Below are 17,103 nucleotides of genomic sequence, written 5' to 3' on the forward strand. Positions count from 1 at the left end.
CTCAGCCTCCCTGCATCGGCGCCAGCACTTCCAGCCGGTCGCCCTCGGCCAGCGGGGTTTCGGCCCGTTTGCCGCGCGCCACGAATGCGCCATTCACGGCGGTGGCGACGGCGGGGCTGGCGAACCCCAGTTCGATCAAGGCGGCATCCAACGTATTGCTGGTGATCTCATGCGGTTGTGCATTCACGGTGATCTGCATGGTTATGGTCCTGACAAAGTTGCGCGGCGAGTTCCTTGGCGAGGGCAGGGGCCAGGAGGAAGCCGTGGCGGTAAAGCCCGTTCACATGGGTGGTGTCGCCGCGGTGGGTAAGCCGCGGCACATTGTCGGCATAGGCGGGGCGAAGACCGGCACCGGTCTCGATCACGCTGGCCTCGCCCAGCCCGGGATGCAGGGCAAAGGCGGCGCTCAGCAGTTCCAGCAGCGAGCGCACGGTGATCGGCCGCCAGGAGCTGCTTTCGACCATGGTGGCGCCGATCATGTAGATGCCGCCGCCGCGCGGCACCAGATAGACGGGAATGCGCGGGTGCAGCAGGCGGAGGGTCCGGGTGATCTCCACATCCGGCGCCTCGATCACCGCCATTTCGCCGCGCACCGGGCGCAGCCCCGGGAGGCCGGCTGCCATGCCGCGGCAATCGACATCCACCTGATCCGGGGCCGGGGTGCCATAGCGGATCTGCACGCCTAGGTTCTGCACTGCGCGGGCAAGGTCGCGCAGCGCGCGGCGCGGATCGAGATGGGCTTCCTCCGCAAAGAACAGCCCCTTCTGGAACCGCCCGGCAAGGGATGGTTCCAGCGCCGCGATCTCATCTGCACCTACCGTGCGGTGGCTGGCGGTACGGCGGGCAAAACGGGTGAGCTCGGCGGCGTCGCGCGGCGGCGCCACCACCAGCGTGCCGCGCTTGACCACGTTGGTCACCTGCTCCCACCAGGCGATGGCCCCGGCGCCCAGCCGCACCACCTGCGGATCGGCGGTTTCTCCCTCGCACCAGGGCGCGAGCATGCCGCCCGCGAACCAGGAACAGGGGTTGTCGTCCGGAGCCTCCCCGGTCTCATAGATGGTCACCGCCAGACCCCTGCGGGCCAGCTCATAGGCGCTGGCGAGGCCGGCCACGCCGGCCCCGGCAATGGTGATCATTCCGCCGGCTCCGCAGCCTCGGCCGCAGGCACATACAGCTCGCCGCCCTCGCGGAACTTGGCGGCCATCGCCTCCATGCCCTCTTTCTGCGCCTCGGCGCGGATGTCGTGGCTGATCCGCATCGAACAGAACTTCGGCCCGCACATGGAGCAGAAATGTGCCACCTTATGGGCCTGCTTGGGCAGGGTCTGGTCGTGGAACTCGCGCGCGGTCTCCGGGTCCAGCGACAGGTTGAACTGATCTTCCCAGCGGAACTCGAACCGGGCGCGGGACAGCGCATCGTCGCGGCGCTGCGCCCCCGGCAGACCCTTGGCTAGGTCGGCTGCATGGGCCGCGATCTTGTAGGTGATCACCCCGGTTTTCACGTCATCGCGGTCGGGCAGGCCCAGGTGCTCCTTGGGGGTGACGTAACACAGCATCGCGCAGCCGAACCAGCCGATCATCGCCGCCCCGATACCGCTGGTGATGTGGTCATAGCCCGGCGCGATGTCGGTGGTCAGCGGCCCAAGCGTGTAGAACGGCGCTTCGTGGCAGCACTCCAGCTGCTTGTCCATGTTTTCCTTGATCTTGTGCATGGCGACATGGCCCGGCCCTTCGATCATCACCTGGCAATCCTTGGCCCAGGCGATCCTGGTCAGCTCGCCCAGGGTTTCCAGCTCGGCAAACTGCGCCTCGTCGTTGGCGTCGGCGATGGAGCCGGGACGCAGGCCGTCGCCCAGCGAGAAGCTGACATCATACTGGCGGCAGATGTCGCAGATTTCCTCGAAATGCTCGTAGAGGAACGATTCCTTGTGGTGATGCAGGCACCACTTGGCCATGATCGAGCCGCCGCGCGACACGATGCCGGTCACCCGGTTCACCGTCATCGGCACCATGTGCAGCCGCACGCCAGCATGGATGGTGAAGTAATCCACGCCCTGTTCCGCTTGCTCGATCAGCGTGTCGCGGAACACTTCCCAGGTCAGGTCCTCGGCGATGCCATTGACCTTTTCCAGCGCCTGGTAGATCGGCACGGTGCCGATCGGCACGGGAGAGTTGCGCACGATCCATTCGCGGGTGTTGTGGATGTTGCGGCCTGTCGACAGGTCCATCACCGTGTCAGCACCCCAGCGGATCGCCCAGACCAGCTTGTCGACTTCCTCTTCCATCGAGGAGGTGACGGCGGAGGTGCCCATGTTGGCGTTGATCTTCACCAGGAAGTTGCGGCCGATGATCATCGGCTCGATTTCCGGGTGGTTGATGTTGGCCGGGATGATGGCGCGGCCTGCGGCAATCTCGGACCGCACGAATTCCGGCGTCACGTAGTCGGGGATGTTGGCGCCGAAGTCGTTGCCGTCGCGTTTGCCGTGGCAGGGCGACAGCTCGCGCAGCTGGTTCTCGCGGATCGCGACGTATTCCATCTCGGGCGTAATGATGCCGGCGCGGGCATAGGCCAGCTGGGTCGGCGCGGCGCCGTTCTTGCCGCGCAAGGGGGCGGGCTTCACCGGGAATTCCGGCACCAGCCGGTCGCCCTCGACAAAGCCGTTGTCCTCCGGCTTCACATCGCGGCCCTGGTATTCCTCAACATCGCCGCGGGCAAGGATCCAGTCGCGGCGCAAGCCCGGCAGGCCCTGGCGGATGTCGGTCAGCACCTCCGGGTCGGTGTAGGGGCCGGAGCTGTCATAGACCGGCAGCGGCGCTTCGCCTGCGGTGGGGTGGGTGGAGATTTCCCGCATCGGCACGCGGATGTCCTTGTGGACCTCGCCTGCGACATAGATCTTGCGCGACGCGGGCAGGGCGCCCACCGTGACTTTGGGTGTGATCTTGGGGTTGGGGACGTTCATTTTGGTGCTCCTCAAAGCCGTAAACTCAGAAAAGACACCAGATGAGTTTTGGCTGGGAAACCGGCAGGCGCAAGGGGCCTGCTTGACCGGAAAGCGCCCGCTTCAAACGGTTGCCCCCAAGGGGAGCAATGGACGCTCCTAGCTTCCTACGCCAGTGTCAACTGGGTCAGGTTCAAAGGGTCGCGCCGCCGGTACGGGTTGCCCCGCACCTGAACGCCTCTCAGTCCCTTGGGCGGGACTCCCCTGCGTAGCCATAGGGCTAGGGGAGGCGCAGGGGGTGCGTCAACCGGAATCTTTGTAGATTATTTTTTGGCGTTAAGATCAGTTTGATACTGGCCTTATCGGCGGCATTTCCGCGCAAATCGCTGCATTGCAGCTTTGGTGCTTGATCGGGGGCGGGTGAATTATCTATAAAATCGGCAACGCCATCCGCGCATGGCCGACAGGTATACGAGAACAGGAGACAGCATGCTGGACGCTGCACCCATCCGCACCGACTGGACCCGCGAGGAAGCGGAAGAGATTTACAACAAGCCTTTCATGGACTTGCTGTTTCAGGCGCACTCTGTGCACCGGCAGTATTTCGATCCCAACCAGGTGCAGAAATCCAAGCTCCTCAGCATCAAGACCGGCGGCTGCGCCGAAGACTGCGCCTATTGCTCTCAGTCGGCGCGCAACGGCGCGCAGCTGTCGGCCTCCAAGCTGATCGAGGTGCAGCGGGTGATCGCCGAGGCAAAGAAAGCCAAGGAAGGCGGCGCCACCCGCTACTGCATGGGCGCCGCCTGGCGCTCGCCCAAGGACCGCGACATGGCGGCGCTGGAGGCGATGGTGCAGGGGGTCAAGGATCTGGGCATGGAAACCTGCATGACGCTCGGCATGCTGGACGAGGAACAGGTGTTCCGCCTGCGCGATGCCGGCCTCGACTACTACAACCACAACATCGACACGTCCGAGCGCTACTACTCCGAGATCATCACTACCCGCACCTTCGCGGATCGGATCGACACCCTGAACCGGGTGCGCGAGGCAGGCATCAAGGTCTGCTCCGGCGGCATCGTCGGCATGGGTGAGAAACAGCTGGACCGCATCGATATGATGCTGGCGCTTGCCACGCTGGAGGCGCATCCGGATTCGGTGCCGGTCAACATGCTGATCCCGATCGCCGACACGCCGCTCGCCAATGTCGAAAAACTGGATCCGATCGAATTCGTCCGTTCCGTGGCTCTGGCCCGCATCCTGATGCCGAAGTCCCATGTGCGCCTGTCCGCTGGCCGCACTGACATGTCGGACGAGATGCAGGCGATGTGCTTCTTTGCCGGTGCCAACTCGATCTTTGTCGGCGACACCCTGCTGACCGCGGACAACCCGGAAGAGGACAAGGACCAGCAGCTGTTCGACCGTCTGGGCATCACCGCGATGGCCGTGGGCTGCGACGGCAGCCGCTGATGGCGGGCGCCTTCCCCAGGCATGAAATATCGCTGGAAGCGCTGCGCAGCCGCGGGCGCTACCGGCAGCTGATGCCGCGGGACGGGCATGACTTTGCCTCCAACGACTATCTGGGGCTGGCGGGCAGCGATGTGCTGCGCGCCGCTGCCGCGGACGCGCTTGCGCGCGGCGTGCCGGTGGGCGCGGGCGGCTCGCGCCTCTTGCGCGGCAATGACGCGGAACACCAGCGGCTGGAGGCCGAGGCGGCGGCGTTCTTCGGCACCGAAGCGGCTCTGTTCATGGGCGGCGGCTTCAACGCCAATCAGGCGATCTTCTCCGCCCTGCCGCAGCAGGGGGATCTGGTGCTTTATGACGCGCTGATCCACGCCAGCACCCATGACGGGATGCGGCTGGGCCGGGCTGACACCCGCAGCTTTGCCCATGGTGACGCGAAGGATGCGGCGCGGGTGCTGCAGGGCTGGCGCACGTCCGGCGGCACGGGGCAGGTCTGGATCGCGGTAGAGGCGGTCTATTCGATGGACGGCGATCTGGCGCCATTGGCGCCGCTGATGGCGCTGGCCGATGCGGAGGGCGCCGTGCTGGTGGTGGACGAGGCGCATTCCTCAGGCGTGTTCGGCGATCTGGGCCGGGGGCTGGCGCACGGGATCGCGCACCGCCCCAACGTATTGTCCCTGCACACCTGCGGCAAGGCGCTGGGCGTTTCCGGCGCGCTGATCTGCGGCCAGCGGGTGCTGATCGAAACGCTGATCAACAAGGCGCGCGGGTTTATCTTTGCGACCGCTCCGTCGCCGCTGAATGCGGCGCTGGTGAGGGCGGCGCTGCGCGAGCTGCAGGACAATCCGGCCCGGCGCGAACAGGCGTGGGAGGGGATCAGCCACGCACAAGCCGAGGCCGGGCGCCTGTGCGGGCTGGACGGCTTTCACAGCCAGATCCTGCCGGTGGTGATCGGCGATGACAAGCGCACGATGGCGCTGGCCTCCCGGATGCAGGGCCACGGCTATGACATCCGCGGCATCCGCCCGCCGACGGTGCCGCGCGGCACCTCGCGGCTGCGGCTGTCTGTTACTTTGAATACAGGGCTGGAGGTCATCACCGCGATGTTCACCGACCTCGCCCGGGAAATGGAGGCAAGGACATGAGCGCGCTGATCGTGACCGGGACCGATACAGGCATCGGCAAGACCATCTTCTCCGCAGGACTGGTGCAGGCGCTGGACGCGACCTACTGGAAGCCGGTGCAATCGGGGCTGGAGGAGGAGACCGACAGCCAGATCGTCTCGCGCCTGTCCGGCCGCCCGGCGCTGCCCGAAGGGTACTTGCTGAAACTGCCCGCCTCGCCGCATCTGTCGGCCGAGGCCGAAGGGGTGGAGATCGACCCGGAGACGCTGGAGCTGCCGCAAGTGGAGGGCGTGCTGGTGGCCGAGGGCGCCGGCGGCCTGATGGTGCCCCTGAACCGCAGGGAACTGTATCTGGATCTCTTTGCCCGCTGGGACAAGCCGGTGATCCTGTGCGCGCGCACCCAGCTGGGAACGATCAATCACACACTCCTGTCGCTGAAGGCGCTGCGCGATGCGGGCTGCGCGGTGGTCGGCGTGGTCTTCATCGGCAACCCGGAGCCGGAGGTGGAGGAGACCATCTGCCAGTTCGCCCATGTGGCGCATCTGGGGCGGCTGCCGTATATCGAAGCGCTGCGGATCGCGTCCGGCTCCGGCAGCGACAGCGGCACTCCGCAGCCGCGCAGGGAATCGGAAGCCCTGGCCGAGGCCTTTGCCGAAAACATCCATCTCGACCTGATCCGGGAGGCGCTGGCATGAGCGCATCCGGCCTCACCCAGCTGGAGTTCGACCAGCAGCACCTCTGGCACCCTTACACCAATGTGGCCAAGCCCGGCCCGACCTTTGTGGTGAAGGAGAGCGAGGGCGTGCATATCACGCTGGACGACGGCACAAGGCTGATCGACGCCATGTCGTCGTGGTGGTGCATGATGCACGGCCACAGGAACCCGGCGATCACCAAGGCGATTCATGACCAGCTAGACACCCTTCCGCATGTGATGTTCGGCGGGCTGACCCATGATCCGGCCATCGACCTGGGCCGCAAGCTGCTGGAGATCACGCCGGACAGCCTGCGCCGCATCTTCTACTGCGACTCGGGATCGGTCTCGGTCGAGGTGGCGATGAAAATGGCGGTGCAGTACCAGCATGCCATCGGCCAGCCGCAGCGGCAGCAGTTCGCCACCATCCGCTCCGGCTATCACGGCGACACCTGGAAGGCGATGAGCGTCTGCGACCCCGACACCGGCATGCACCACCTGTTCCAGGGCGCGCTGAGCGTGCAGCATTTCGTGTCCCGCCCGCCGGTCCGCATCCACGAGGGCTGGGTGGACGATCCGGCCCGGAACGGGCTGGGCGAGTTGCGCCGGGTGCTGGAAGCCAACGCGCAGAAGATCGCCGCCTTCATCCTGGAGCCCGTCGTGCAGGGCACCGGCGGCATGTATTTCTACCACCCTGAATACCTCAATCAGGCCCGCGCCCTGTGCGACGAGCTGGGCATCCTGCTGATCTTTGACGAGATCGCCACCGGCTTCGGCCGCACGGGGGAGCTGTTCGCCACCGGGTTCTGCAGCGTCGAGCCGGATATCATCTGTCTCGGCAAGGGGCTGACCGGCGGCCATATCTCATTCGCCTGCACCATGACCAATGACCGCGTGGCGGAGGGCATCGGCGGCGGCAATCCCGGCCTGTTCATGCACGGCCCGACCTACATGGGCAACCCGCTGGCCTGCGCCGCGGCCAAGGCCTCGCTGGATCTGCTGACCGGGCAGGACTGGCGCGGCACGGTGGCGGCGATCGGGGAGCAGATGGCGGCGGAGCTGGCCCCGGCACGCGATCTGCCCAATGTCCGGGATGTGCGGGTTCTGGGCGCCATCGGGGTGATCGAGATGAAGCACCGGGTCTCGGCCGATGAGGCGCATGCCCGCGCGCATGAGATGGGCGTGTTCCTGCGCCCCTTCGGCTGCAACATCTACACGATGCCGCCGTTCATCACCTCGCCGGATCAGCTGAGCGAAATCACCGCAGGCATGCTGCGGCTGGCGCGGGAGCTGTAAGAATGGACTTCCGCTGGCTCAAACAGGACAGCGCATCCGAGGCCATCGTGGTCTTCGGGGGCTGGGCCGTGGGGCCGGAGGTGTTCCGGCACCTGGCCGGGCCGCAGGACGTGCTGTTTGCCGGCGATTACACCGGTTTGAACGCCGAACTGCCGGATCTGTCCGGCTATGAGCGCGTGCGCTTGCTGGCCTGGTCCTTTGGCGTGGCGGCCTATGCCCACTGGCAGCAGGGGCGCCCTGATCCGTTCCAGCGCAAGGCGGCGGTGAATGGCAGCCTGCAGCCGGTGAACCGCGGCGCGGGCATCCCGCCTGCGGTCTTCCGCCGGACAATGGAAACACTGAGCCCGGACGCATTCCAGCAGTTTCTGGCCCGTGTCTTCGGCGCTCCGCAGGAAACGGAGATGCTGGATGTGGAGGCGCGCCGGACCGAGCTGCTGGCGGTGGAGCAGCGCGGGGACGCGCCGCGGATGCGGTTCGACCGGGTCTGGATCAGCTCCGGCGACAAGATCTTTCCGCCGGCAAACCTGACCCGTGCCTGGGCGGGGCAGAATGTCTCTTATATCGAGGCGCCGCATGCGCCGTTTGACCGGTTCGCGGATTGGGAGGCACTGTTCTGATGAAAGACATGGCGTTTCCGCACATTCGGCCTCACCCGGACCAGGGCCGCATCCGCCAGAGTTTCCGCCGCGGGCTGGACAGCTATCACCGCAGCGCTTCGGTGCAGGCGGATATTGCGGCACGGCTGGCCGGGATGCTGCAGGCGCAGGGGGCCCCCCGGCAGATCGGAGCGGCACTGGAATTCGGCTGCGGCACCGGCCATCTGACCCGGCAGCTGCTGCAGCGGTTTGAGACAGGCAGCCTGATCCTGAATGACCTGGTGCCGGAGGCGGCATGCGCATTGCGGGCCCTGGACGGCACGGTGCCCGCGCAGGCCCGGTTTGAACCCGGCCCGATCGAAACCCTGCCGCTGCCGCAGGATCTGGATCTGATCGCCTCGGCCTCGACCGTTCAATGGATCCCGGACCTGCCGGCGCTGACCGCGCGGCTGGCAGCGCGGCTGAAACCCGGCGGCTGGCTGGCACTTTCGGGCTTTGGCCGCGGCCAGTTCCGCGAGCTGGCGGCGCTGGGCTCGGCGGCGGCGGCGCCGAGCTACCTGGATGCCGCCGAGTGGCGGGCGGTGCTGCCGGAGAGCATGGAGATCCTTGCCATCGAACAGCGCCCGGCGGTGCTGGAATTCGGCACCGCGCTGGAGCTGCTGAAGCATCTGCGCCAGACCGGCGTGAACGGCCATGCCCAGCACAGCTGGAGCCGCAGGCGGCTGCGGGACTTCGAAGCGGCCTACCGGGCGCAGTTCGGCCGCGACGGGCGGCTGCCGCTGACCTATGACCCCGTGCTGCTGGCGGCGCGCAAGACCGGCTGACGGGCAGGGCGGCACGGCCGCCGGGAATGCCGCTCTTGCGGAAAGTTTTAGGTTTTTTCCGGGCTGCCGGACGGGCTGTTTCCGCCCTGTGTTAATCTTTTTCAAGGTCCCCCTGCTATGCCGGAGCCAGGGCTGTGCCAGTGCGCAGCATCTGGGAAGACTGGCAGTACGGGAGTGACGCCAATGACAATCAAAGCGTTTGCGGCAGCGCTGGCGGCGCTGGCGGTTTCGGGGGCCGTAGAAGCCGCCGACATGGGGGATGTGGAGACGCCGATCCGGCTCTCGCTGGAGAACTGGACCGGCCAGCATCTGTCGACCTATATCGCCGGCGGCATGCTGGAGCATGCGGGCTACAAGGTCGAATATGTGGAAGGGGATCAGGCCGCCATTTATGAGGAGATCGGCAGGGGCGAAACCCATGCCATGATGGAGGTCTGGACCACCAGCAGCCCGGAGGACTACTACGCCGCCCGCGACGGCGGACGTGTGGAGGAGCTGGGCGATATGGGGCTGGATGCGCGGAATGGGGTGGTTTACCCGCCCTATGTGGCGCAGATGTGCCCGGGCCTGCCCAATTGGGAGGCGCTGCGCGACTGTGCCGGCATCTTCTCGGCGGACGGCAAGGGCAAGCGGGGCGTCTATCTGGCCTACCCGGAGTCCTGGGGCGCGCCCGGGGCGGACCGGATCCGGGCGCTGGACCTGCCGTTTGACGTGGTCGCCGCCGAGTCCGAGGCCGCGATGATCGAGGAATTCCAGAACGCCTACCGGGAAAAGCGCCCGGTGATTGCCACCTTCTGGGCGCCGCATTGGGCGATGTCCTCCTATGCGCTGCAATTCGTGCGCCTGCCCAAGCCGGAGCCGGCCTGCTACACCGACCCGTCCTGGGGCCCGAACCCCAAGGCCACCGGCGATTGCGACTTTTACCGCGGCGGCGTGGTCAAGGCGAGCTGGACCGGCTTCAAGGACCGCTGGCCCGCGGCCTATGAGATCCTGAAAAACTATCAGCTGAGCATCTGGGACCAGCAGCCGCTGATCGGGCTGGTCGATGTCCGCGGCGAAACCCCGCAGGGGGCTGCCCGCGGCTGGCTGGCGGTGAACCGGGCCAAGTGGATGCCGGTTGTCGAGGAGGCCACCGGCAAGGGCCGCTCCTGATCCGGCACAGGCATGAGAATTCGATTGCAGCGCTTCCGCCGGGCGGGGGCGCTGTTTTTGTTCTGCGGCATCCGGCTTGCAGCCGGGTGCGGCGCCGCGGTAAGGCGGCGGGGCTGGCGGGCCGGGTGATTCCGGAACTTGTCTGTTTGGACAAAAACTTGAACCGTCAATTCAAATAATTCGCGTTTTGCGCCGCATTCTCTCGACAAAGCGTCGCAATATGTTCCAATACTTGCATTATCCCCGGCCACACTTGGGCCATCGGCACCTGCTGACAACAACAAGACCGGCCTTGAGGCCAGACAGGTGCCATGAACCGCCGGGTTCCAAAAGACGCGCCAAGCCGGACAATGGGCGGCGCCAGAACAATGACAGGGAGTAGAAGGATGAACTTCAAGGGATATGCGCTGGCGCTGGGCGCCGCATCGATGACGGTTGCCGCGGGCATTGCCTCGGCGGCTGAGCTGGGCGACACCGGCACGCCGATCAAGCTGGCGGTGAACGAATGGACCGGCCAGCATGTCACCACCCATATTGCCGGCGGGATGCTGAAGGCCGCGGGCTATGAGGTGGAGTACGTCTCGGCCGGGATGATGAACCAGTTCCAGGCCATTGCGGACGGCGACATCCACGCAACGCTGGAAATCTGGTCGTCGAACGTCTCGGATGAATACGCCAAGAAAATCGACGAAGGCACCGTGGTCGAACTGGGCGATCTGGAGCTGAATGCGCGCGAAGGCATCGCCTATCCGGCGCATGTGGCCGAAATCTGCCCCGGCCTGCCGGCCTGGGAGGCGCTGAAGGACTGCGCGATGCAGTTTGCCACCGCGGAAACCCTGCCCGAAGGCCGCCTGGTGGATTACCCTGCCGACTGGGGCACGCCGGGTGCGGACCGGATGACCGGGCTGGGGCTGCCGTTCAAGGCGGTGCCTGCGGGCTCCGAAGCAGCCTTGATCGTCGAGCTGCGCGCCGCCACCGAGCGCAAGACGCCGCTCTTGATCACCTTCTGGCAGCCGCATTGGGCGATGTCGGCCTATGACGTGAAATTCGTCGACCTGCCGCCGGGCGAGGACGCCTGCTTCTCCGACCCGGCCTGGGGCCCGAACCCGGATGCGGTGAACGACTGCGACTTCTCGCCGTCGCGCATCTTCAAGGCGGCCTGGTCCGGCATGGAGGAAACCTGGCCTGCGGCCTATGAGATCCTGTCGAACTATACCCTGGCGGTTGAGGACCAGCAGCCGATGATGGGCGCGGTCGACGTGGACGGCGGCAAGGTCGAAGAGGTGGTCGCCGAATGGATGGCCGCTAATGAGGGCAAGTGGCGCCCGGTTGTCGACGCCGCCACCAAGTGAGCCAACCCCGGTGAGTGGCTCTGAGATGCCAGCCATCACCTGCCGGAATGTCTGGCAGGTGTTTGGCAACAGTGCAGACAGCGCCTTGAAAGAGGCGCTGCCGCGGCACGAAACTTCCGAAGCGGCAGCACAGGAACTGCGCGGCAAGGGGCTGGTCCCGGCGGTGCAGGACGTCTCGTTCGATGTGAAGGAGGGCGAGCTGTTTGTGATCATGGGGCTGTCCGGCTCCGGCAAGTCCACTCTGATCCGCTGCATTTCGCATCTGCTGCACGCAACCGGCGGCGAGATCCGCATCGATGGCGAAAACATCGTCGCGGCCAGCCCCAGGCGGCTGATCGAGCTCAGGCGCAAGAAGCTGGGCATGGTGTTCCAGCACTTCGGCCTGTTCCCGCATATGACGGTGGCGGAAAACGTCGCCTATCCCTTGCGGGTGCAGGGGGTGAAGAAGAAACAGCGGCTGGCCAAGGCGCAGGAGGTGATCGAACTGGTCGGTCTCGACGGGCGCGAGGGCCATTACCCGCGCGAGCTGTCCGGCGGCCAGCGCCAGCGCGTCGGCATTGCCCGCTCGCTGGTGGCGGATTGCTCGGTCTGGTTCCTGGATGAACCGTTCTCGGCGCTGGACCCGCTGATCCGGCGCCAGTTGCAGGACGAATTCCTCGAGATCCAGGCCAAGCTGAAGACCACCATCGTTTTCATCACCCATGACATCAACGAGGCGCTCAAGCTGGCCGACCGCATCGCCATCATGCGCGACGGCAGGATTGTGCAGATCGGCACGCCGGCGGACATCGTGCTGCGCCCGGCCGACGATTACGTGCGCGAGTTCTCCAAGGACGTGGCCAAGGGCCGCCACGCCTGCGTCGCCTCGGTGATGCAGACGGGCGAGGGGCTGGTCTATGGCGCCGACGATCCCGGACTGCGCCAGGACATGACACTGGATGCCGCCCTGGCGCGCTGCATGGAGCTTTATGAGCCGGTGCCGGTGCGCACGCCCGAGGGCAAGCTCGTTGGCGTCGTGAACCCGGCCGACCTGGCGGCGGCGCTGCAGGTGGAGCAGGCGTGATGGCTGGTCTGTCCAAAGGGTCCGTCGCGGCGCTGCTGGCGGCGGCGGTCGGAGCCTTGTGCCTGCTGCTGGAAAGCAGCCTGCCCTGGCTGGTGAAATTCCCCGCCGCCTGGGTGCTGCCCGCAACCGATTGGGCGGGGGCCGGGATGGAGTGGTTCCTGGCGCTGATCAAACCCACCGCGCGCGGCTTCTCGGCGCTGATGTTCTACCCGATGGAAGCGGCGAACTTCGTGCTGAGCCACACGCCCTGGCCGCTGGTCATCTGCGCCGCCACGGCGCTGGCCTGGACCCTGGGCGGGGTGCGGATGGCGCTGATGGCGGTCATCGGGCTGGGCTTTGTTCTGGCGTCGGGGTATTGGCCCGAAAGCATGAACACGCTGGCATTGGTGGCCGTCTCGGTACCGCTGGCGCTGGTCATCGGCGGCGGTATCGGCATCCTCGCCAACGAATACCCCCGCATCCGCCAGCCGGTGCAGGCGGTACTGGACATCATGCAGACAGTGCCGACCTTTGCGTATCTGACGCCGCTGCTGGTGCTGTTCGGCTTTGGCCCCGTGGTGGGTCTGATTGCCTCCGCCATCTATGCCGCGCCGCCGATGGCCCGCAACGTGCTGCTGGGGCTGGAACGGGTGGAGCCCGAGATCAAGGAAGCCGCCATCATGGCCGGGGGAACCCGTCTGCAGCAGCTGTTTCAATGCGAGATCCCCTCGGCCGGGCAGCAGATCATGGTGGGGGTGAACCAATGCCTGATGGCGGCGCTGTCGATGGTGATCATCGCGGCGGTGATCGGCGGCTTTGACGACATCGGCTGGGAAGTCCTTCTGACCATGCGCAAGGCGCAGTTCGGCCAAAGCCTGCTGGCCGGCCTGGTGATCGTGATCTTTGCCATCCTGATCGACCGGATGAGCGGCACCCTGACCGAGGACCGGCGCGAAAAGCACGATGCGCGCGTCGCCTGGGCCATTCTCGCCCTTGGTGCGGCGGTGAGTGCTGCGTTCTGGAGCAGCCTTCAGCAGCCCGGTGCCCATGCGCTGTTCAACCCGCTGGCGGACAGTGTCGACCGGGGGCTGTCGGCCTTCACCACGGCCAATGCCGGCGCGCTGACGGCGCTCAAGAACAATGTGATGTTCTATGTGCTGCTGCCGGTCCGCATCGGGCTGGACCAGGCGGTGCTGCCGTTCACCTGGGGCTTTGCCTGGACCCCGGCGATGAGCCTCGGCCTGTTTGCGGCGGGCGCTGCGGCGGGCATGGTCCTGGCGCTGCGCGGCCAGCTGGCGCCGGGTGTGATGCTGCTGATTGCGGCGGGCATGCTGGAAACCGGCATCTCGCAGCTGCCCTGGCCGTTTGTGCTGGTGGGGGCAGGCGCGCTGGCCTGGGTCGCGGGCGGGCGCGGGCTGGCGATCCTGACAGTGGTCCTGCTGGGCACCATCCTGCTGTCGGGCCTGTGGGAGCGGGCGCTGCTGTCGCTGTACCTCTCCGGTGCCGCGGTCTTTGCCTGCGCCATGATGGGCGGTGCCATCGGCCTGGCCTCTGCGGTGTCGCCGGGTGTGTGGCGCCTGGTGCGCCCGATCTGCGACATGCTGCAGACGATCCCGCTGTTCGTCTTTCTGATCCCGGTGCTGATGGTGTTCCAGATCGGCGAGTTCTCGGCGTTTCTGGCGATCATCGCCTATGCCATCGTGCCGATGATCCGCTACACCCGGCACGGGCTGGTCTCGACCCCGGACGAGATGGTCGAGGCGGCGACGGCCTCGGGCGCGACCCGCTGGCAGATGCTCAAGGACATCCGTGCGCCTTATGCGGCGCCGTCGATCCTCTTGGGGCTCAACCAGACCATCCTCTATGCCTTTGCGATGCTGGTGATTGCGGCGCTGATCGGCACCACCGGTCTGGGCCAGTCGATCTATCTGGCGCTGGGGCAGGCGGATGTGGGGCTGGGCATCTCTGCCGGGGCGGCAATGGCGATCCTGGCCCTGATTGCCGACCGCATGGTGCAGGGCTTTGCCGAGGAGCGGCGCAAGGCGCTGGGCCTTTGACCTCCGCTGCATCCGATGAAAAGGGCGCCCCAGCGGCGCCCTTTTTGATCTGGGGCAACGTTTTACAGTGCCGTGGCGCCTATAGCTGCAAAACAGACTGATCTATAACAGGAGTGACACGATGGGCTGGCTTGAATTCACCGCAGCGCTGATGCTGTTCCTGGCGAGCCATGCCATCCCGGTGCGCCCGCCGGTGCGGCCCTGGCTGGTCGCCCGCCTGGGGCTGCGGGGCTATGTCATCGCCTACAGCCTGCTGTCGCTGATGATCCTGGCCTGGCTGGTGGCGGCGGCGGCGCGGGCGCCTTATGTCGGCGTGCTGCCCTCTTGGGAGGGGTTCCGCTGGGCGCCGCTCCTGGTGATGCCCTTGGCCTGCCTGCTGGCGGTCGCGGGGATGATGCGGCAGAACCCGTTCAGCTTTGGCGGGCTGGGCCTGCGCGCCTTTGATCCGGATGATCCCGGTATCCTGGCGGTCAGCCGCCATCCGCTGCTGGCGGCCATGGCGCTGTGGGGCGGGGCGCATCTGCTGGCCAATGGCGACCTCGCCCATGTGATCCTGTTCGGGCTGTTTGCGGGCTTTGCCTGGATGGGCATGGCGCTGATCGACCGCCGCACGCAGCGCCGGATGGGGCCGGGCGAATGGACCCGCCTCAGCCGCAATACCGCGCGGCTGAACCTGCTGCGGCTGCGGCCTTCGGCACCCGAAACAGGGATAGCGGCGGCGGTGTTCCTGGCGCTTCTGATCCTGCATGCGCCGGTCATCGGCTACCATCCGCTGCCCTGGTAGGGCTTGACCCCGGACGCTGCATGACCCTCTATGAAATGAGACGAGACTGGAGAGACCGACCGATGCACCTGGCCTATGTGATGACCGAAGAACGCGGTGCCACCGACCGCCTGCTGAGCGAGCTGGCAGACAGACTGCAGGCCAGGGGCATCCGCCTGGCAGGCATCGTGCAAACCAATGTGGAATGCTATGACAAGGGGCTTTGCGACATGGATGTGCGGGTGCTGCCGGACGGCGAAACCATCCGCATTTCGCAATCCCTTGGCGCGGGCGCGCGCGGCTGCCGCCTCAACCCCGAGGCGCTGGAACGGGCGGTCGGGCAGGTCTCGGCCGCGCTGCAATCGGCGCAGAAGCCGCAGCTGCTGATCGTCAACAAATTCGGCAAGCACGAGGCCGACGGGCGCGGCATGCGCCCCATCATCGGCGAGGCGCTGGCGCAAGGCATTCCGGTGATTTCCGGCGTCAACAAGCTGAATGTGGAACCGTTCCAGGCCTTTGCCGATGGCATGGCCGTGGCCGCCGGACCGGACCTTGACGGGCTGGTTGCCTGGGCGGAACAGGCCGTGGCCGAGACCGCCTGACCCGCGGATTGTCTACTGAAATCAATAAATAGGCCCGCGTTCTTCACGCGGGCTTTTTGCGGCGCCGGGCAGCGCGCGGCCTGTCCGGCCTGCTGCTGGACCACCATCAACTGTTCTGAAAAAGAGAGAAGATGGTGGGCGACCCTGGAATCGAACCAGGCGTGCGTCTCCGCGAGGGAGTTACAGTCCCCTGCCACACCTTGCGGCCTGTCGCCCACTGTCAGGTGAGTGTTGCACCTGACGTGGAGGCGTGATTACTAGCAGGCCAAACGGGCGTCAACAGGAAAATAGCAAGTTTTCCGCAGCGCCCGGAAATTCTTTCTGCCGGAGAGCACAATGACCAAGAAACCCAAATGGGTCGTCGCAAAGGAACAGTCCAAAAAGGCCGCCGCGGCGGAAACCGTGTGGCTGTTCGGGCTGCACGCGGTGCGCGATGCGCTGATGAATCCCCAGCGCGAAAAGCTGCGCCTGATGGTCACCATGAACGCCGAAGCCAAGCTGGCAGACGCCATCGGCGCCTCCGGCGTCGAGGCCGAGGTGATCGATCCGCGCAAGTTCAACCCGCCGATCGATCCGCAGTCGGTGCATCAGGGCGCAGTGCTGGAAGTGAAGCCCTTGAACTGGGGCGGGCTGGCTGAAAACTGCATCGGCCGCGAGGCGCCGCGGGTGCTGCTGCTGGACCGGGTGACCGATCCGCACAACGTCGGCGCCATCCTGCGTTCGGCCGAGGTTCTGGGCGCCAGCGCGGTGATCGGCACCCGCCACCATTCGGCGCCCGAGACCGGGGCGCTGGCCAAGACCGCCAGCGGCGCGCTGGAGCGCCAGCCCTATCTGCGGATGCGCAACCTCTCCGACACCATCACCGAGCTGCAGGGCATGGGGTTCATCGTGCTGGGCCTCGACGGCGAGGCCGAACAGACCGTCGAGTCGGCGCTGGAGGGCAAGAAGCATCTGCCGGTGGCGCTGGTGCTGGGCGCGGAAGGCCCGGGGCTGCGCCAGAAGACCAAGGAAACCGTCGACCAGCTGGTCAGGATCGATGCCGCGGGCGGTTTCGGCTCGCTCAATGTTTCCAACGCGGCGGCGATTGCGCTTTATGCTTCGATTGCACGCTAGGCGGGTTCAGCCCGTCACGGGCTGATCACATCTGCGTATGCTGTCTTTGCAACGGCAGGGTGGTGCGGCACAGTCTCTGAGCTGCTGTA

Annotated in this window: 16 protein-coding genes, 1 tRNA gene and 1 riboswitch; of the genes, 13 read left to right on the top strand and 4 right to left on the bottom strand. The window is 66.3% G+C overall.

Features of this window, described 5'->3' with window-relative positions; genetic code table 11:
- Window position 1: 1 nt before the first annotated feature.
- From thiS to thiC, 3 genes are read right to left on the bottom strand one after another with little or no spacing between them, the layout of a single operon-like run.
- On the bottom strand, window positions 2–199 hold the full coding sequence (gene thiS / locus OKQ63_RS05525; protein ID WP_264212960.1) for a sulfur carrier protein ThiS: 198 nt from the start codon (window positions 197–199) through the stop codon (window positions 2–4).
- Entirely contained in the window at window positions 168–1,136 is a 969-nt protein-coding gene (locus tag OKQ63_RS05530) for an FAD-dependent oxidoreductase (protein WP_264212961.1), read from the bottom strand. Before OKQ63_RS05530 ends, thiS begins: the two co-directional genes overlap by 32 nt.
- Complete coding sequence (thiC, locus tag OKQ63_RS05535; RefSeq protein ID WP_264212962.1) at window positions 1,133–2,959, bottom strand: phosphomethylpyrimidine synthase ThiC; 1,827 nt, start codon at window positions 2,957–2,959, stop codon at window positions 1,133–1,135. The genes OKQ63_RS05530 and thiC overlap by 4 nt, the downstream gene beginning before the upstream one ends.
- Before the next feature lie 126 nt (window positions 2,960–3,085).
- Window positions 3,086–3,214: riboswitch (TPP riboswitch) on the bottom strand.
- A 213-nt stretch (window positions 3,215–3,427) separates the two neighbouring features.
- On the opposite strand from thiC, the gene bioB reads away from it, so the two are divergent.
- The 12 genes from bioB to OKQ63_RS05595 all read left to right on the top strand — a co-directional run bounded on the left by bioB (window position 3,428) and on the right by OKQ63_RS05595 (window position 15,901).
- Entirely contained in the window at window positions 3,428–4,405 is a 978-nt protein-coding gene (bioB, locus tag OKQ63_RS05540) for a biotin synthase BioB (protein WP_264212963.1), read from the top strand.
- Window positions 4,405–5,544, top strand: coding sequence for an 8-amino-7-oxononanoate synthase (locus OKQ63_RS05545; protein ID WP_264212964.1), 1,140 nt, complete (start codon window positions 4,405–4,407; stop codon window positions 5,542–5,544). The genes bioB and OKQ63_RS05545 overlap by 1 nt, the downstream gene beginning before the upstream one ends.
- Complete coding sequence (bioD, locus tag OKQ63_RS05550) at window positions 5,541–6,218, top strand: dethiobiotin synthase (RefSeq protein WP_264212965.1); 678 nt, start codon at window positions 5,541–5,543, stop codon at window positions 6,216–6,218. Before OKQ63_RS05545 ends, bioD begins: the two co-directional genes overlap by 4 nt.
- The gene (gene bioA, locus OKQ63_RS05555) at window positions 6,215–7,513 is read left to right on the top strand and encodes an adenosylmethionine--8-amino-7-oxononanoate transaminase (protein WP_264212966.1); all 1,299 of its coding nucleotides are present in this window, start codon (window positions 6,215–6,217) and stop codon (window positions 7,511–7,513) included. Before bioD ends, bioA begins: the two co-directional genes overlap by 4 nt.
- Before the next feature lie 2 nt (window positions 7,514–7,515).
- Complete coding sequence (locus tag OKQ63_RS05560; protein WP_264212967.1) at window positions 7,516–8,130, top strand: pimeloyl-ACP methyl esterase BioG family protein; 615 nt, start codon at window positions 7,516–7,518, stop codon at window positions 8,128–8,130.
- On the top strand, window positions 8,130–8,933 hold the full coding sequence (gene bioC, locus OKQ63_RS05565) for a malonyl-ACP O-methyltransferase BioC (RefSeq protein WP_264212968.1): 804 nt from the start codon (window positions 8,130–8,132) through the stop codon (window positions 8,931–8,933). Before OKQ63_RS05560 ends, bioC begins: the two co-directional genes overlap by 1 nt.
- Before the next feature lie 183 nt (window positions 8,934–9,116).
- On the top strand, window positions 9,117–10,085 hold the full coding sequence (locus tag OKQ63_RS05570; protein ID WP_264212969.1) for an ABC transporter substrate-binding protein: 969 nt from the start codon (window positions 9,117–9,119) through the stop codon (window positions 10,083–10,085).
- A 386-nt stretch (window positions 10,086–10,471) separates the two neighbouring features.
- Window positions 10,472–11,437, top strand: a complete 966-nt coding sequence (locus OKQ63_RS05575) for an ABC transporter substrate-binding protein (RefSeq protein WP_264212970.1) — start codon at window positions 10,472–10,474, stop codon at window positions 11,435–11,437.
- A 25-nt stretch (window positions 11,438–11,462) separates the two neighbouring features.
- On the top strand, window positions 11,463–12,500 hold the full coding sequence (locus OKQ63_RS05580; protein WP_434086038.1) for a quaternary amine ABC transporter ATP-binding protein: 1,038 nt from the start codon (window positions 11,463–11,465) through the stop codon (window positions 12,498–12,500).
- Window positions 12,500–14,536, top strand: a complete 2,037-nt coding sequence (locus OKQ63_RS05585) for an ABC transporter permease (RefSeq protein WP_264212972.1) — start codon at window positions 12,500–12,502, stop codon at window positions 14,534–14,536. Before OKQ63_RS05580 ends, OKQ63_RS05585 begins: the two co-directional genes overlap by 1 nt.
- 121 nt (window positions 14,537–14,657) lie before the next feature.
- On the top strand, window positions 14,658–15,320 hold the full coding sequence (locus OKQ63_RS05590) for an NnrU family protein (RefSeq protein ID WP_264212973.1): 663 nt from the start codon (window positions 14,658–14,660) through the stop codon (window positions 15,318–15,320).
- A gap of 62 nt (window positions 15,321–15,382) precedes the next feature.
- Window positions 15,383–15,901 (top strand): DUF2478 domain-containing protein, encoded by a 519-nt coding sequence (locus tag OKQ63_RS05595; RefSeq protein WP_264213882.1) that lies wholly within the window; start codon window positions 15,383–15,385, stop codon window positions 15,899–15,901.
- Window positions 15,902–16,033: 132 nt separating this feature from the next.
- Here the strand turns inward: OKQ63_RS05595 and OKQ63_RS05600 are convergent.
- Window positions 16,034–16,117: transfer RNA gene (locus tag OKQ63_RS05600), tRNA-Tyr, on the bottom strand.
- A 120-nt stretch (window positions 16,118–16,237) separates the two neighbouring features.
- Here OKQ63_RS05600 and rlmB point away from each other — a divergent pair.
- A complete protein-coding gene (gene rlmB, locus OKQ63_RS05605) occupies window positions 16,238–17,014 on the top strand; it encodes a 23S rRNA (guanosine(2251)-2'-O)-methyltransferase RlmB (RefSeq protein WP_264212974.1) in 777 nt (258 codons plus the stop codon).
- Window positions 17,015–17,103: the final 89 nt, after the last annotated feature.

Source organism: Leisingera thetidis (genome assembly GCF_025857195.1).
Lineage (GTDB): Bacteria > Pseudomonadota > Alphaproteobacteria > Rhodobacterales > Rhodobacteraceae > Leisingera > Leisingera thetidis.

Bases quoted from the DNA above. Each gene is read 5' to 3' on its own strand.
- thiS (WP_264212960.1), bottom strand. From the start codon at position 199: ATGCAGATCACCGTGAATGCACAACCGCATGAGATCACCAGCAATACG.
- OKQ63_RS05530 (WP_264212961.1), bottom strand. From the start codon at position 1,136: ATGATCACCATTGCCGGGGCCGGCGTGGCCGGCCTCGCCAGCGCCTAT.
- thiC (WP_264212962.1), bottom strand. From the start codon at position 2,959: ATGAACGTCCCCAACCCCAAGATCACACCCAAAGTCACGGTGGGCGCC.
- bioB (WP_264212963.1), top strand. From the start codon at position 3,428: ATGCTGGACGCTGCACCCATCCGCACCGACTGGACCCGCGAGGAAGCG.
- OKQ63_RS05545 (WP_264212964.1), top strand. From the start codon at position 4,405: ATGGCGGGCGCCTTCCCCAGGCATGAAATATCGCTGGAAGCGCTGCGC.
- bioD (WP_264212965.1), top strand. From the start codon at position 5,541: ATGAGCGCGCTGATCGTGACCGGGACCGATACAGGCATCGGCAAGACC.
- bioA (WP_264212966.1), top strand. From the start codon at position 6,215: ATGAGCGCATCCGGCCTCACCCAGCTGGAGTTCGACCAGCAGCACCTC.
- OKQ63_RS05560 (WP_264212967.1), top strand. From the start codon at position 7,516: ATGGACTTCCGCTGGCTCAAACAGGACAGCGCATCCGAGGCCATCGTG.
- bioC (WP_264212968.1), top strand. From the start codon at position 8,130: ATGAAAGACATGGCGTTTCCGCACATTCGGCCTCACCCGGACCAGGGC.
- OKQ63_RS05570 (WP_264212969.1), top strand. From the start codon at position 9,117: ATGACAATCAAAGCGTTTGCGGCAGCGCTGGCGGCGCTGGCGGTTTCG.
- OKQ63_RS05575 (WP_264212970.1), top strand. From the start codon at position 10,472: ATGAACTTCAAGGGATATGCGCTGGCGCTGGGCGCCGCATCGATGACG.
- OKQ63_RS05580 (WP_434086038.1), top strand. From the start codon at position 11,463: ATGCCAGCCATCACCTGCCGGAATGTCTGGCAGGTGTTTGGCAACAGT.
- OKQ63_RS05585 (WP_264212972.1), top strand. From the start codon at position 12,500: ATGGCTGGTCTGTCCAAAGGGTCCGTCGCGGCGCTGCTGGCGGCGGCG.
- OKQ63_RS05590 (WP_264212973.1), top strand. From the start codon at position 14,658: ATGGGCTGGCTTGAATTCACCGCAGCGCTGATGCTGTTCCTGGCGAGC.
- OKQ63_RS05595 (WP_264213882.1), top strand. From the start codon at position 15,383: ATGCACCTGGCCTATGTGATGACCGAAGAACGCGGTGCCACCGACCGC.
- rlmB (WP_264212974.1), top strand. From the start codon at position 16,238: ATGACCAAGAAACCCAAATGGGTCGTCGCAAAGGAACAGTCCAAAAAG.